This is a genomic window from Haloarcula japonica DSM 6131 (genome assembly GCF_000336635.1).
GTDB classification, from domain to species: Archaea; Halobacteriota; Halobacteria; order Halobacteriales; family Haloarculaceae; genus Haloarcula; species Haloarcula japonica.
Map to the genome: position 1 here is coordinate 83,028 of NZ_AOLY01000039.1, position 15,589 is coordinate 98,616.

Below are 15,589 nucleotides of genomic sequence, written 5' to 3' on the forward strand. Positions count from 1 at the left end.
GCAGACGGCCTATCGGAAGTCGCTGAGCCGCATCTGGTCCGGCGACAGGCCGTCCGGCTCGCTGGCTCCGAGCAGCCGCGGCAGCGCCGTGTTCGCGAACGTCAGTCCGACGACGAGCAGTATCGGCGCGAAAAACAGGCCGTAGAACCCTAACACGACGGGGCCGAGCGTGTACGCGAGCATCAGGAGCCCGACGTGGGTATTCTCGCCGCTGAGTAGCGGCCGGAGCAGGAGGTCCGGAATCGTATCGACGACGACCACCGCGACGACGAGGAACCCGAGCACGTACGCGAGCAGCGAAGACCGACCGTCAAGCACCACGGGGAGCGCGGCGATACCGGTCAGCGGGAGGTAGATTATTTTCATCCCGACGACGGGAATCAGGCTCGCGATTCCAGTCAGTGCGCCAGCGAGTGTCGGATACGGGACCTCGACAGCCGCCGGCGCGACGGCGTTATAGCCGGTGAACGCGGCGATGGCGATGAGCGATATCGCCAACACGTTCAGAAGATTGCCGAACAGCACCGCTTCCAGTTCCTCGTCGACAGCTTCGAGGTACTCACGGATGATGGCCCCGTCATCGAATCGGAGCAGCCACTCGCGGATGCGCCGCCCGTCCACGAGGAGGTAGTACGTGACAATGGTCGTAATAAACAGATTGAGGAGGAACTGGGAGGTGACCGACGTAAGCACCATCGCGTTCTCACTGAGGAAGTCGACAAACGGCGAGAGCTGTCCCGACTGATAGGCGCTGTACAGCCCCTCGACGGTGAGATCTGGCACGGATTCAGCACCGTCCAGCCAGCTGATGTGTGCTGCGGCCACGTCGACAAGCGCGTACTGGGTGACGAACTGTCGGGCTTCGACAATAAGGAGGACAACCGCATAGCTGACGAGCAACAGGAGGGGAATCGCCAGCGACGCCATGACGACGACCGCACGCACTCGCGCCGGAAGGCGGAGCCTACGCAGGGAGCTGTAGTACCGTCGCGTCGAATAATAGAGGAACACGGAGACAGTCAACGCCGCGATAAACTGATATGCGAGTACGCCGACCACCACCGCGACAGCGAGACCGAAGAGGGCGACGACGAAGCGCTTCTCGTCCATATACATACCATTTTGTGAACAAATATAAACGTACGGGCGCTGCGAATCTCGCAAACAGCACGGGCTTTGACCTGTCCCGTCGTGGCTACTCGGTTCGCTCGCGCGTCGGTCTGGCGCTGTCGTGGACGCCGATGTCGCCGGAGAGTTCGTGCTGGCTCGTGTCGCTGAGGTCGATGCCCTCCGCGTGGCAGTCCGCTTGCACCTGCTGGATGAACGCGGCCCTGACCGACGCGAGCCGGTTCCGCCGTTCGTTGGGGATCCAGATCCGGCCTGTCAGGATGATCGCCGTCGACGCGAGGTCGCTGACTTTGGCTGTCGGAGCCGGCTTCTCCGAGACGTGGTCGAGATCGCGGGCGGCGTTCTCGATGATAGCCTGGACTGTCTCGATGTCGTCCTCGTAGCTGACGCCGAACTGGTAGGAGATCCCGATAGGCCCGGTCGAGGTCTGGTTCGTCACAGCGCTCGTCGCCAGTGCCGTGTTCGGGACGATGATGCGCTCGTTGTCCGGCGTCCGAATCCGAGTCACGCGCAGGTCGATGTCGACCACCGTGCCCTGCATCCCGTTCCAGGCGATGACGTCACCGACGTTCAGGTCCGGGTCTGTCACGATGAACGCGCCGGCGACGAAGTTCCCGAGTACGTCCTGTGCCGCCAGCCCCACTGCCAGCGTGATGCCAGCCGCCAGCAGTGTCGACCCGGCGAGCGCGCCTCGGAAGCCCGCAACGCTAGCCCCGATGACCACCGCAAAGACCACCGAGAGCAGGTGGACGGCACTGGTGAGCGCACTGGCGATCGTCTTATTCGTCGCCGTCCGTGACAGCGCCCACCGGACCGCTGGCACGACGATGAGACGGCCGATAGCGTAGAGGAGGGCCGCAACGGCGAGGAACTGCGCTCCGTCGTTCGCGAGTTGTCCGTACGTCGAGACGATGTCGATATCCAGACCCGCCGGGAACTGCATATCGTCTCTCGTAGCCCAATGGGTATGAAATCAAGGTGTCACGTTCGGGCTGGTAGCGCTCGCGGTACCACCAGCCTGTTCATGCCCCGCGTTTCTCGGTGACCTCGAACCTCGCTGCTGCTCGCGAACGGCTACGCCGTACGCATCACCCGACCCGTTCGTTCAGAATTAGCCTCGTCTTCGTTCCCACGACCTCCTCCAACTCACGCGCCTGCGTAATGAGTCCGTTGACCGCATCGGTATCAGCTGCGTCGACAACGACGACGATGTCCTCCTCGCCGGAGACTTGCCACACGAAATCGACCTCCTGCCAATCGGCGATGCGGTCCGAAACTTCGGCCGTGTCGACGTTCACATCGACGCTGACCTCGATCATCGCTTTCACGTTGCCGGTCCGCGTCGCGACAGTGAAACGCTCGATAACACCGTCCTCGACTAATCGTTCGACGCGGTTTCGAACGGTTCCTTCCGACGTTCCGACTCGGTCTGCGATTTCCGTGTACGGGGTCCGAGCGTCCCGGCGGAGTATCGAGAGTATCTCTCTGTCGAGGTCGTCCATCGAGATGTGACAGTATCACCGGTCGTGACTTGAGGATTACGAAATTCGAAACTCGTCTTCGAAAGCAACCCTTATGGCCGACTATAGTATACGCATCTCGTAATGGCTGACGCATACGTGGCAATCGAAGGCGACCGCGTCATCGAGGCGCGCGCTCGCGCTCCGGGCACCGCCCGTGGCGAACTGGTCTTTACAACGGCGTACACCGGGTACGAGGAGAGTCTCACCGATCCTTCCTACGAGGAGCAAGTCCTGACGTTCTCCTATCCGCTCATCGGGAACTACGGCGTCCGAGAGGAGCGCTTCGAGTCAGACCGCGTCCACCCGCGCGCGGCAGTAGCCCGCGAGATGACCGACGACGTGGCTGAGTGGCTCGAATCCGAAGGCGTCCCGGCCGTCGACCACCTCGACACGCGCGATATCGTGACCGAAATCCGCGACGAGGGCGCGATGAAGTGCGGGATCGCCGCCGGCCCGGACGTGACCGAGCAGGACGCGCTCGACGAGCTCCACGAGTGCAAGCACATGTCCGACCACACAGACATCGGCGCGCAGGTCTCCGTCGACGACGTGGAGGTCCACAACGAGAGCGGCGACGGCGAGACGGTCGCGCTGGTCGACTGCGGCGCGAAGGGCTCTATCGTCTCCTCACTCGTCGAACGCGACGCCGAGGTCCACGTGTTCCCCTACGACGCCAGCGAGGACGACGTGGCTGCGGTCGACCCGGACCTGCTGTTCATCTCGAACGGCCCCGGCGACCCCGAGAACTTCGAGCAGGCCGGCGAACTCGTCGAGACCTACGTCGGCGACGTGCCGCTCGCGGGCATCTGCCTCGGCCAGCAGGTCGTCGCCAACGCGCTCGGCGGCGAGACCGAGAAGATGGAGTTCGGCCACCGCGGGGTGAACCAGCCGGTCCGCGACCTCCGGTCGAACCAGGTCGTGATGACGACCCAGAACCACGGCTACACCGTCGCCGACCCCGGCGACAAGCTCGACGTGACTCAGGTCAACGTCAACGACGACACGCCGGAAGGGCTGGAAAACGACGATCTGAACATCATCACGCGGCAGTACCACCCAGAGGCCAACCCCGGCCCGCACGATTCACTCGGCTTCTTTGATGATGTGCTAGGGATGGCGGGGGAGTAGGGAGACGCTGAACGGAGTGAAGCGTCTCCAATCGTCCGAGTGGGGAGGAACGACCCGCGAGGAGTAGCGAGGGCTCGAACGGAGTGAGAGACCCCGTTTTGTTGCGAGCGGGGAACGGAGTGACGCACGAGCAGTAGAGCGGTTCACACGCGTATGAGCCACGTCTTTCAGTCGCTGTCGTCGTCGATTGGCTGCCCGCGATAGTAGGTCGTCTGGTCGCTGTCCCCGTTTTCGTTTGTGGTGTCTTGCGGTGCGACGGGGCGGCCGCGATACATCACCCGGTTGGCGGTGTCGTCGCCGTCGATTGCGTCCGGACTGTCCTGCTGATGGTTCTCGATGAACTCGGCGGCCGCGTTCAGAGTCGCCTTGTCGGTCTTGCGATGCACCCAGCAGTGGTACATTTTCCGCGGGGTTCTAAGCGCGAGGCGGTGCGCACGGAACCCGGACTTGGTGGTAACGTCGGCAACTGCCTCGTGTGGGATCTCGATGACCTCGTCGTCCCCGTCTTTCCCGATGAGACAGAGTGTCCGGCGGCCGGTGACCAGAATGACTGTCCGTCGGTCGCCGACCGGTGAGTCGGTCTTGCGTTTCGTCCCGCGCCCGATGCCGCGCTTCCCGTTGGTCAGGAGATAGGCCGGGGCTTCCGCACCATCGAGGTACGTCAGCGGTGGGTTGTTCAGCGGTGGCGACCCGGAGAACCGACTCTCGTGTCCCGCGAGGACTTCCGTCGTTACCGAGCTACCGGGAGCCATCTCCGCAACTGTCTCCGCCCGCTCGGTGACGTCCTCTATCATCGGCTTCCCGGGGCGGCGACAGCGATTACAACGCGATCCATACCGCTAGTGTCACAGCCCCGGAGATGAGTGTTACGAACGTGCCATTATTGACCCAGAACAGAACACGTAGTCACCAATAAATAACTAACTGCTAGCTATGGCCACCATACCGGCCTAATAGCTCAGATTTGTAATACCCAGTATCGGTGCACGCAGGACTGCCGTTACCACCCAGCCGTGTCAGGACTCCTGTCTAACGCCTCTGAACTCGAACCGTGCGCCGCCGTCGTCGCTCTCAGTCACGGACACCGACCAGTCGTGTGCCGCCGCGATCTCCTTGACGATAGCGAGACCAAAGCCGGTGCCACCATCGGTAGTGGTGTAGCCGCTCTCAAATACGGTTTCGTGTTGTTCAGCCGGGATGCCGCCGCCATCATCGGCGACGTAAAAGCCCGACTCCCCGAGATCACCGACCTCAACGGTGACGGCCGGGCCGCCGTGTGTCACGGCGTTGTTGATAAGATTCTCGAGGAGTTGGCGAACGCGGCTCTCGTCGGCGTAGATCGTGCTCTCGGCAGTGACTTCGAGGGTGGCATCAGACGTCTCGACGGCGTGCCAGCATGACTGCACAGTCGCTTCGAGGGCAAGCGGTTCCGTTTCGGATACCGTGTCCCCCTCACGGGCGAGCGTCAGCAGGTCCTCGATGAGTTCCTTCATTCGGTCGATGGCACGGTAACAACGGTCGAACTGCTCGTCGTCGCCGGTGTCCCTGGCGAGGGCGAGCGAGCCTTCGAGGACGCTGAGGGGATTCCGGAGGTCGTGGCTAACGATGCTCGCAAACTCTTCGAGCCGGTCGTTCTGCCGCTCCAGTTCTTCTCGATACTCGATGCGGTCGGAGATATCCCGGGAGATAGCAACGAGTCTATCGATCTCCCCGTCAGCGAAGATCGGTGTCACCTGCGTCTCCCACACACCAGTCGGATGGAGGTCCCGCTCCTCGAACGTGATGGTTTCACCGGCCGAGACACACCGCTCGTAGTGGTCGGCGATTCGACGACCGCTCTCCGGGCCAGCAGCTTCGACTGGGGTCTGACCGGTCAGTGACTCGGTGTCGAACCCGCTCTGTCGTTCGTAGGCCTCGTTCGTCCGGACATAGCGGAACGTCGGCTCGTCTGCCGACCCCTCGATGTCGACGAGCGCGATGGCGTCGTTCGTGTTCTCGAACACCGCCTCGTACTCGTCGGTGAGGCGGGCCAACTCCCGCTCGCGCCGTTTCTGGTCGGTGATGTCGGTCGCAACGACACAGAGGGCGTACGGCTCGCCGTTCTCGTCAAGTATCGGCGTCTTCCGCGTCAGGTGAATCCGGTCCCTCCCGCCGACGGGGATCACCTCCTCGACTTCGACGGTCTCCCTGGTTTCGAAGGCGCGCCGGTCGTCGGCGTGGGTCTGCTCCGCGACGTGGTCCGGAAAGAGATCGTAATCCGTCAGCCCGACGACAGACTCGTCGGCGTCGAGCCCGAACAGGTCGCGGGCCGCGTTGTTGACGAAGAGGAACTGGCTGTCGGTGTCTTTCATCAGGATGTACGTCGGCGCCGTGTCGAGGATGGTCTGGAGCTTCCGGCTCGTGTCTTCGAGTTCCTGTTTCCGTTCTTTGTGGTCGGTCACGTCCTGATGGATCCCCACCGCACGGACCGGGTCGCCGTTCTCGTCGCGTTCGAACACCTTGCCGATGTCACGGATCCAGCGGTAGTCGCCGGCGGCCGTCTTGAGCCGGTGGTCACATTCGTATATCTCCGTCTCGCCGTCGAGGTGGGTGTTCAGCGCTTCGTAGGTACGCTCGCGGTCTTCGGGGTGGATCAGTTCGTCCCAGGTGTCGACCGACGGGTCGAGTTCGTCGAGCGAGTAGCCGAGCATATCGGCCCAGCGCTCGCCGAAAGTGACTTCGGCCGTCTTGACGTTCCAGTCCCAGACGCCGAGTTCGGCACCCTCGAGCGCGAGTTCGTGGCGTTCAGTGAGCGTTCTGAGCTCCTGCTGTCGGTCGAGTCTGGAAAGCGCCTCCTCGGTGTTGGCAGCGAGCGTTCGTACCAACGAGACCGACGCGTCCTCGAACGCGGCGGCGTCGGTCGACGCGGCGATCAGCACGCCGTGATCGCCCAGTGGGATCAGAATCTCGCTGCTGATGTCGGTGTCGGGGTTGTAGCGGCCAGGGTTCGTGGAGACATCGTCGAAGACGCGCTGTTCGCCGGATTCGAACACCTCCCAGACGAGGCTGTCGCCCTCGCTAAACGTCGGATGCTCGTCGATGATTGTCTGGGCCTGGTCGGTCACTGCAGTCGGTCTGAGAGAATCGGCTGACTCGTCGGCGAGAAAGACAGCGCTGAGCGGCAGCCCGAGCAGGTCGCGCGCGGTCTCGACGACCAGTTCGGCGACAGCCTCGCGTGACTCGGCGTGCATCAGCTCTCGGGTCGTGTCGTGCAGTGCCTCGATACGCTGCTGTCGCTGCCGGCGCTCCGTTATCTCCTGAAACTGCGAGAAGATCGCGACGGTCTCTCCATCTTCCCGGATGATCCGGTTGTGCCACTCACAGACGATCTGCTCGCCGTCACCGGTCTCGATATCGAGCACGGTATAGTAGCCACCGCTGGCTTCCTGCAAGGCCGTGATCGTCTCTTCGACCGCACCCAGCGCGGAGTCCGGGACGAGCGTCTTGAACTCCTTACCGACGAGGTCCGCTTCCCCGCGCCGCAGAATCTCTTCGCCTTTCTCATTGACCTGAACCACCTCAAAGCTCTCGTCCCACTCGATGACGCCGAGCGGTGACTTATCGATAAACAGCGAGAGCCGCTCCCGGCTCGCATCCAGTGCCTGCTGTGACCGGTACTGCTCGACCGCGTTGGCGATGCGGTTGGCCAGAATCGTGTACTGGTCAGTGCCTTGCTGCTTCTGGAGGTAGTCCGTCACACCGGCCGAAATCGCCTCGCTGGCCACTTCCTCGGAGCCTTTCCCGGTAAAGAGAATGAACGGGAGGTCTTCATCGACGGCCCGGACGGATTCCAGAAACTCGATGCCGTCTTGGTTGGGCATATCGAAATCGGAAACGACGCAGTCGATTGGTTCCTCGCTGAGCCGGGTAAGCCCCTCGTCCGCCGACGTTGCCGAAATCACGTCGAACTGATCGTCGGTCCGACTGAGAAACGCCGCCGTCATCGACGTGAACTCGGGATCGTCCTCAACGTGTAGGACACGTACAACATCGGCCATGAATGGTACGTGAACGTGTCCAACGAATAAGTATTTGTACCTGTCTGTTCGAGTGACAGGAACCAGTGCCACCGCGGTGAGTGATCTAGCCCCAAGGACAGCCGGCTACGTTACTCAGCGCCCCACTCGCGCTGGGTCTTTGGCCGTTCGTCGATGGCTTGGACAGCGAGTGGCTGGTCGGCAGAGTTGATCGCTTCCAGCGCCGCCTCGGCGCTCTCGTGAGTCGAGAAGTACGTCACGGTCTCCTCGACGCAGGCTTCCAGTACGTCGCGGTCGCGGGAAAGGACGAGGTCAACCTCGCCGCTCTGGATAGCGTCGATGATGGCGTCGGTGTCTTCGTAGTCATCGAAGTCCTGTACGTCGAAGTGCTCCTCGAAGCCGAGGATCGGCAGGTCGACGATGGCCGTCCCTTCAAGCGGGATTGCCTTTCCGACGGCCATCTGAGCCTTCTGGTAGGCCTTGCCGAAGGAACCGGCGGTCCCCATGACCTCGCCGGTGGATTTCATCTCCGGGCCGAGGCGCGGGTCCGAACCGGGTAGGCGGTCGAACGGTAGGACGACCTCCTTGACAGAGACCTGCTCGGGAATCTGCTCCTGCACGTCGAGTTCCGAGAGTGTCGCGCCGGACATCACCTTGGCGGCGATTTTGGCGATTGGGACGCCGGCTGTCTTGGAGATGAACGGGACAGTGCGGGACGAACGCGGGTTCGCTTCGAGGACGAACACCTCGCCGTCACGGACGGCGAGCTGGACGTTCAGTAGGCCGACGGTGTCGAGCGCGTCGGCGATATCCTCGACAACCTCACGGATGCGTGGCATCACGTCCTTGATCTCCTGAGAGCGTGGCGGAATCATACAGGCGGAGTCGCCCGAGTGGATGCCCGCCGTCTCGACGTGTTCCATCACACCGCCGATGAGGACGTCGTCCTCGTCTGCCACGGCGTCGACGTCTAGTTCGACGGCGTCGGCGAGGAACTCGTCGACCAGAATCGGCTTGTCCGGGCTCACGCGAACGGCTTCCTCGATGTACGTTTCGAGGTCTTCGTCGTTGTACACCACGTCCATCGCGCGGCCGCCGAGCACGTAGCTCGGGCGCACGAGGACGGGGTAGCCGATGTCGTGGGCCAGGTCGAGGGCCTCTTCCTTGGAGGTCGCAGAGCCACCCTCGGCCTGTGAGATGCCGAGTTCGGCCATCAGCTTGTTGAACCGGTCGCGGTCCTCGGCGAGGTCCATCGCGTCGACGGAGGTCCCCATGATCTCGCAGTCGAGGCCGCGGCGTTCGAGTTCCTGTTCGAGCGGGTGGCCGATGTCGACGGAGGTCTGGCCGCCGAACTGGACCATCACGCCGTCGGCGTCGGTTGCTTCGATCACGTCGGCGACTTCCTCGGCGGTGACCGGTTCGAAGAACAGCCCGTCGGACGTGTCGTAGTCAGTCGACACCGTCTCGGGGTTGTTGTTGACGACGTGGGCGTCGATACCCAGTTCCTCCAGCGCGCGGACAGCGTGGACCGAACAGTAATCGAACTCCACGCCCTGCCCGATACGGATGGGGCCGCCGCCGACGACGACGACGCTTTCGAGGTCCGGGTCGATCTGGAGTTCGTCGCGGTCGATGCCCGACAGCGGGTCCCGCGTCGAGTAGTAGTACGGCGTTGTCGCCTCGAACTCGCCGGCGCAGGTGTCGACGAGCTTGAAGTCGCGGTCGGTCGTGTCGGTCTCGACGTCCTCGATCTGCACACCGCTACCGTCAGTGGCCGCCTCGACTTCCGGCTCGTCGCCGCCGTCTTCGTCGAGGTCAGCCGGGAGCCAGGAGACGTGCGTGTCGTTGAACTCGCCGCCGGCCAGCGCCGTGATCTCCTGATCGGTGAAGCCGGCCTGTGCGGCAGTCTCGTAGTCGCCCTCGCGGGCGGCGTCGGCGGCGTCGGCGACCTCTTTGAACCGCTCGACGTACCACTCCTTGATATCGGTGATTTCGACGACTTCCGCGACGGTGTAGCCGCGGCAGAACGCCTCGAACATCGCGTACGGGCGGTCCGGCGTCGGCTTTTCGAGGTACTCCGTTTCGAGTTCCGCGTCATCGATCTCGTTGAAGTCAGTGGCCGGGTTGTACTCTGAGGAACGAAGCGCTTTCAGCAGGCTCTCGGGGAAGGTCCGGCCGATGGACATCGCCTCGCCGGTGGATTTCATCGCGGTCGAGAGCTCGAACTCCGTGTCGCGGAACTTGTCGATGGGCCAGCGCGGCACTTTCGTCACGACGTAGTCGATAGCCGGCTCGAACGCCGCCGTCGTCTCGCCGGTGATTTCGTTCTCGATCTCGTGGAGGCGCTTGCCGAGCGCGACCTTCGCGGTGACACGGGCAATCGGGTAGCCGGTCGCCTTCGAGGCCAGTGCCGAGGACCGGGAGACGCGCGGGTTCACTTCGACCACGCGGTACTCGCCGCCGGGCGTACCGTCGTCGTGCCAGGCGAACTGGATATTACAGCCGCCCTGGATGCCGAGGTCACGGATGACCTTCAGCGCGGAGTCGCGCATCTCCTGATGGCCCTCGTCGGGGATGACCTGCGAGGGGGTGACGACGGTCGACTCCCCGGTGTGGATTCCCATCGGGTCGATGTTCTCCATGTTGCAGATGATGATACAGGAGTCGTCGGCGTCGCGCATCACCTCGTATTCGAGTTCCACCCAGCCGGAGATGGACTCGGTGATGAGGACCTCGTTGTTGCGCGAGAGGCGCAGGCCCTTGCGGACGCGTTCGATGAGTTCGTCCATCTCGTCGACGACGCCGGAGCCGGAGCCGCCCAGCGTGTACGTCGTGCGTGCGATGACGGGGAGTCCGCCGACCTCGTCGACGGCCGCTTCGACGCGGTCAACGAGCGACTCCTCGTCCAGGTCGGTGACCGACTCGCCCTCGTCGAGCGTGATGGTCGTCGAGCGCGGCACCGGCTCACCGATGTCCTCCATCCGCTGTTTGAACAGGTCGCGGTCCTCCGTCGCGTAGATGGTGTCCAGTGGCGTCCCCATCACGTCCACGTCGTACTCGTCGAGGACGCCCTCCTCGGCGAGTTCGGCCGTGACGTTCAGGCCGGTCTGGCCGCCCAGGCCGGCGATGACGCCGTCGGGGTTTTCCTTCCGGATAATCTCAGAGATGGCTTCGGTGTTGATGGGTTCGAGATACACCTTGTCCGCCATCTCCGGGTCAGTCATAATCGTTGCCGGGTTCGAGTTCACGAGCACGACGCGGGCACCCTCTTCCTGAAGGGCACGACACGCCTGTGCGCCGGAGTAATCGAACTCGGCCGCCTGTCCGATTTTGATCGGGCCACTGCCGATGAGCAGGATTGTACGGTCCTCGTCCGCTGTCATTGTACGAGCGGAGTCTATACATCGTAATAAGCCCGGCGAAACAATGCGAAGCTCGAAGCCTAATTTCGAATATCGTAATGTATGAGTTTCACACGATTGGCTGTCTCATAGAGGCGGCGCAAGTGAGAATTCCGGCGGCACCGGTGCTGAGAGCGGTCAGTTGTCGCGGTCGGGAACGCGGTAGCGATAGGGCTGACCCTGAATGACTTCGACCTCGCCGGACTGAGCACGGCGACCCAAGACTGTCGCAACACGGTGGGCGCTCCCGAACGCCTCGTCGTGTTCCTCAAGCAGGTCACAGATCTCGCGGGCCGTCAGTGTACCGTCGGTGTCGGCTTCTTCGAGCACTGTCAGGATGCGCTCGAACTCTCCCTCACGCATAGCCATACACAGTTACAACACCGCTACCACCATATAACACCGTCAGACAACAGTCAGACGGCATATTTCGGGGAATCAGCCGACGGCGGCGTGTCGCTGGCTGTCGGACAGTTCGGGGTCGCTGTCTGTCGCGTTCCCCCAGTGCTTTCGGACCCACGTCGGTCGGGCGACGGTTGTCTCGCCGACTGCAGAGTACCGGATTTCGTAGCTGACCAAGGAGTTTCTGGAGCGGTCCCAGTACGATACGGTGAGCGATTGGACGAGGCCGTCCGGCCGGACAGTTGCCCGAACGCTGTAATTGTCAGCCGGTTCGAACGCCGGCGGCGGCTCCATCGCCGTGAGCGTCACGCTACAGGTGTCACAATCGTCCCTCGGGCGCTCGACGCTAACGTTCGTTGCGAGGTAAGCTTCGATGAGCCGCGCGGGATCTGGGTCGAGTACCCCGCTGACCGGGATTGGCCGCCTCGTTGCGGTCCAGGCCCCCTCTGCTCGCTCGTCGTAGACATAGCGTCGGTTCCCGTTGTTGTACACCCGTTTGGTGTAGTTCTGGCCGACGATTTCGGTTCGATATTCGTAGTTGTCCCCGTCTTCGACGACGAAGGAGACGATCTGCGTGCCCCATTCAAGTGACAGTCGGATGCCCAACACGTACGAGCGGTTCCGCGTCGCGCGTCGGTGTGCCGCCGCGAGTTCCCTGGCATCGACAGTGTCCCCGGTCACGGCAGGGTTGGCCCGGCCGTCCTGGGACTGCTCGGGGACCGGCACCGGCGTCACGGTCTGTCGTTCCGCCCCGCCGAAGGCTCCACAGCCGGCAAAAAGCAAGAGCACCAGTACGAGCAGGCCTGCTACGCGCCCTGGCATACATTACCATGCGGGGCAGACCCACTAAGTACCCAGGTCGCAGTCGCCCTCAGATCGCGGTGTCCGACCGGCCGTCGAAGTTCCGCTCGTCGCGGTACTGCTCGACGAACGTGTCAACGTCGAACTGAAGCATCTGTTCTTCGAATTCCGCCATCACGTCGTCGTCCTCGGCGTGGCTGATAGCGTGTTCCATCAGCTCAACGAGCAGTTCGACGACGATTTCGTGAAGGCGGCGGGAGTCGAAGTCACTCACCCACGCCAGCGAGAAGCCGACCGACCCGTCCTCGCTGGTGTCGGCGGCGACGACCTTCTCCGGGAACTCCTCCATGACGACGCCCATCAGGTGGACGGTGGTGAACTCGTCGTAGTCGTCGTTGGTCTCGATAGTCGCGTGGAGTACCTCAGTGAGAAACTCCGGCACGAACCGTGCCAGCGGGTGCGGGTCGAGCACGACGGCGTGTGTCTTCCCGCAGTCGCACGCGAACTCCCGCATACCCAGATGGAGATCATGCGTGTCGACGAGTTCGCCACAGGCCAGTTCGAGTTCGGACTCGCGCCCGCCAGGCACGCGCGGTTCAGCCATTACCCGTGATTGGTCGCTCGCGTGGTTAAAGGCCGCGATACGAACTACAGCGGTTTAGAGCCCGCCGATGGACTCCGTTTCGTGGGCGACATCGTAGTCAGACTCAGTCGCCTGGAGGTATGCGACAGTCGTCACAGCAATCGAGAACACGCCGACGACGCTAGAGAGGATCGTCGAGACCGTCGTCAAAACCATTGGCGGCAACGAGATCGGGAGGAAGCCGAAGGCACCCCCGAGAACGAGTCCGAGCACCGCGAGCACGACAGCGATAACAAACGTGGCGATGAGGTTGTCGGTGACGAGACTGATGCTGTTGCTGATTGACTCGATAACCCCGCTGTCGTTCAGTGCGATCTCCTGCCGGACGAAGAAGAACAGAAGCGCCAGGACCAGTCCAGGAATGATGATGAAAACGAGTCCAATGACTACTGCGATGCCAGTGAGGATACCAGCGGCGATCCCGATTGCAACGGTCTTGCCCAGCCGTCGACCGATATTGTCGGGAATCGGGTCGTTGGCATCACTGGCAAAGGCACGAATCGTGACGATGTTCAGCGCCTCGCTGACGATAAACAGCGCGAGCGCACTGACGGCGGCCACAGCAACCGGGATATCGAGGGCTAACGCCGTATTACTCCCCATCGCCGCCTGATTGGCCTGTGCACTGGGTGGCAGCATTTCCAGAAACAGGTCAAACAGACTCTGGGACAGCGATGCCCAGATGACACCGTTTGCCAATCCGAGTACAATGAATGCGCCAGCAAACACCGCACCGCGTTCACTGAGAAACTCGTCGATACCGTCTTGGAAGGCACGGCCGATTTGGAGGGCCATACACACATCCCTAACCGGGGGAACATAAAACTGAATGGATATTTGAAACCGTTGAGGACAGTGCTCAGTTCGCAATCAGACCCAGTTCTCAGAAGTCGTCCTCGTCCTGCTCCGCCCGCACCTGAATGTAGGCGTCCGTAATCACTGCGAGGCTGAACGTCTGCACTGGCGCGTTCAACACCATCGACACGACCTGCAGAACCGACTGGGACGGCAGGTCAAACGAACCGGGAAGGAACACTGATATCACAGACGCCGTCGAGGGAATGCCCGGAATGATACCGAGAAGCGCCAGGATGAACAGCAGGATGATTATTTGTGCCGGAGCGTCCATGAAGCGTGCGACACAGTGTTTGATTGTCTGGGCGTAGCCGCCGTCGAACAGGGCAATCGCCTGCAGCAGGTACACGAGTACAAGGCCGACGACCAGAGAGGCGAGAACGCTACCGAGCGACGCAGCGAGACTTAGCAAAGCCTGTCCGTTGAGTTGAAAAAACGTCGAGCTCATCGAGACTGCGAACATCACGATTGCGATGCCGCCACCGAGGACAACCACCATCACGGCACGCTCCGACGCGTTGTCGCTCCTGATTTCGCTCTGGTCTGCGAACAGCCGGATACCCCAGAACTTGACGAGCTGTCCGAGCACGAGGAACACCAGTAGCAACACCACAGCGACTGGAGCCGCCAGATCAAGGCTGAACGGCCCAACGAAGTCCGCCATCGAGAACCCCGGGCTGCCTGCCCCAGCAGGGCCACCTGGGCCACTGCCCTGTGCCATCAACTCGTCGAACAGCACCTCCATTACCGACGAACTTGCGACGGTGTTTCCGAGGTTGTACAGGAGAAAAACACCCATGACCAGAAGGCCGTTTTCGCCGGTTATGTCGTCGATACCGCGCCGTAACGCGTCGCCGATATGGAGGGCCATATCTTCAGTCGCTCTCCGGGAAAATATAAAACTAGTCGAAGCGTAGATTCCCGCCGACAACGGGGTTGTGTGGCCTAGGGCCAGTCGTCGCGCGCCTCGTCCTCGTCAGTTGTCGCGTCCGGTGTCTCCGGTTCACCAAGGTCCCAGTCAGCCGCCTCGGCGGCCTGCGTGACAGGGAGGTACTCCCAGCCCGCCGTCTCGGCGAGGTCGGCATCGTCGTCGTTCGCACCGACGAAGACGTGCCGGTCAGTGTCGAACTGCTCTTTGACGTTTTCGAGGCTCTCCTCGCGGCCGCGCGGCCCCGAGAAGAAGTCCTGTCTGATCCGGTGTTTCCGGGTAAAGTTGGTCACGACGTAGGTGGGCTGTTCGGAGATGACGCCGACGTACTCGGACCACTGGCGCGCGTCGTTGAACACGCTGTCCGGGTAGGCCAGTTGCTTGAGGGCGTCGAGGTCGAACGCGAGTGTCATATCGCCGCTGCCGCCATCCATACGCAACTCTCCGCTTTAGGGCGAAAAAAGAGCGTCGTTCTTCCGCTGACGGTCACCGCTCGCGGTGGCGGTCCTGTTCGGCCAGCCGCTCGGCTTCCGCCTGTAAGTCGGCCACCTCGCTGGCCGCCTGTGCGTCGCCCTGGCCGTGGCTGTAGTTGACCGACGAATCGAGCAGCGACCCGGCGAAGACCCCGCTGTCGTCCGCTGTCTCAGTCTCGTCAGCCGACTCGTCCGCGTCGGCCCCGGTGAGCCAGGTGACCAGTCGGTCGACCGTATCGCGCATGTGCGAGGCTACGTCCGTAGCGCGTAAAAATATCGGTGTCGGCGGGC

At 62.5% G+C, this 15,589-nt stretch carries 14 protein-coding genes; 1 reads left to right on the forward strand and 13 read right to left on the reverse strand.

The window, feature by feature from the left end:
* Positions 1–9 precede the first annotated feature (9 nt).
* The 3 genes from C444_RS14790 to C444_RS14800 all read right to left on the reverse strand — a co-directional run bounded on the left by C444_RS14790 (position 10) and on the right by C444_RS14800 (position 2,630).
* Entirely contained in the window at positions 10–1,110 is a 1,101-nt protein-coding gene (locus C444_RS14790) for an AI-2E family transporter (RefSeq protein ID WP_049909544.1), read from the reverse strand.
* Between the two features lie 85 nt (positions 1,111–1,195).
* Positions 1,196–2,071 carry a mechanosensitive ion channel family protein gene (locus C444_RS14795; protein WP_004593788.1) on the reverse strand — a complete coding sequence of 292 codons (876 nt, stop codon included), beginning with the start codon at positions 2,069–2,071 and terminating at the stop codon, positions 1,196–1,198.
* A gap of 145 nt (positions 2,072–2,216) precedes the next feature.
* Positions 2,217–2,630 carry an Lrp/AsnC family transcriptional regulator gene (locus C444_RS14800; RefSeq protein WP_004593789.1) on the reverse strand — a complete coding sequence of 138 codons (414 nt, stop codon included), beginning with the start codon at positions 2,628–2,630 and terminating at the stop codon, positions 2,217–2,219.
* Positions 2,631–2,732: 102 nt separating this feature from the next.
* Between C444_RS14800 and carA the strand changes: the two genes are divergently transcribed.
* On the forward strand, positions 2,733–3,779 hold the full coding sequence (carA, locus tag C444_RS14805; RefSeq protein WP_004593790.1) for a glutamine-hydrolyzing carbamoyl-phosphate synthase small subunit: 1,047 nt from the start codon (positions 2,733–2,735) through the stop codon (positions 3,777–3,779).
* A 167-nt stretch (positions 3,780–3,946) separates the two neighbouring features.
* Here carA and C444_RS14810 read toward each other — a convergent pair whose 3' ends face one another.
* The 10 genes from C444_RS14810 to C444_RS14855 form a co-directional block, all read right to left on the reverse strand.
* On the reverse strand, positions 3,947–4,573 hold the full coding sequence (locus C444_RS14810; protein ID WP_004593791.1) for a hypothetical protein: 627 nt from the start codon (positions 4,571–4,573) through the stop codon (positions 3,947–3,949).
* 222 nt (positions 4,574–4,795) lie between these two features.
* Positions 4,796–7,816: a PAS domain S-box protein gene (locus tag C444_RS14815; RefSeq protein WP_004593792.1), complete on the reverse strand. Its 3,021-nt coding sequence runs from the start codon at positions 7,814–7,816 to the stop codon at positions 4,796–4,798.
* Positions 7,817–7,926: 110 nt separating this feature from the next.
* Complete coding sequence (carB, locus tag C444_RS14820; protein ID WP_004593793.1) at positions 7,927–11,178, reverse strand: carbamoyl-phosphate synthase large subunit; 3,252 nt, start codon at positions 11,176–11,178, stop codon at positions 7,927–7,929.
* Positions 11,179–11,334: 156 nt separating this feature from the next.
* On the reverse strand, positions 11,335–11,565 hold the full coding sequence (locus tag C444_RS14825; protein WP_049909545.1) for a hypothetical protein: 231 nt from the start codon (positions 11,563–11,565) through the stop codon (positions 11,335–11,337).
* 69 nt (positions 11,566–11,634) lie between these two features.
* Complete coding sequence (locus tag C444_RS14830) at positions 11,635–12,420, reverse strand: hypothetical protein (protein ID WP_004593795.1); 786 nt, start codon at positions 12,418–12,420, stop codon at positions 11,635–11,637.
* A 49-nt stretch (positions 12,421–12,469) separates the two neighbouring features.
* Positions 12,470–13,003, reverse strand: a complete 534-nt coding sequence (locus C444_RS14835) for a DUF5815 family protein (protein ID WP_004593796.1) — start codon at positions 13,001–13,003, stop codon at positions 12,470–12,472.
* Positions 13,004–13,057: 54 nt separating this feature from the next.
* A complete protein-coding gene (locus tag C444_RS14840; RefSeq protein ID WP_004593797.1) occupies positions 13,058–13,837 on the reverse strand; it encodes a hypothetical protein in 780 nt (259 codons plus the stop codon).
* A gap of 88 nt (positions 13,838–13,925) precedes the next feature.
* Positions 13,926–14,768, reverse strand: coding sequence for a hypothetical protein (locus tag C444_RS14845; protein ID WP_004593798.1), 843 nt, complete (start codon positions 14,766–14,768; stop codon positions 13,926–13,928).
* A gap of 74 nt (positions 14,769–14,842) precedes the next feature.
* Positions 14,843–15,259, reverse strand: a complete 417-nt coding sequence (locus C444_RS14850) for a DUF7124 domain-containing protein (RefSeq protein WP_004593801.1) — start codon at positions 15,257–15,259, stop codon at positions 14,843–14,845.
* Positions 15,260–15,311: 52 nt separating this feature from the next.
* Positions 15,312–15,542: a hypothetical protein gene (locus tag C444_RS14855; RefSeq protein WP_004593803.1), complete on the reverse strand. Its 231-nt coding sequence runs from the start codon at positions 15,540–15,542 to the stop codon at positions 15,312–15,314.
* Positions 15,543–15,589 lie beyond the last annotated feature (47 nt).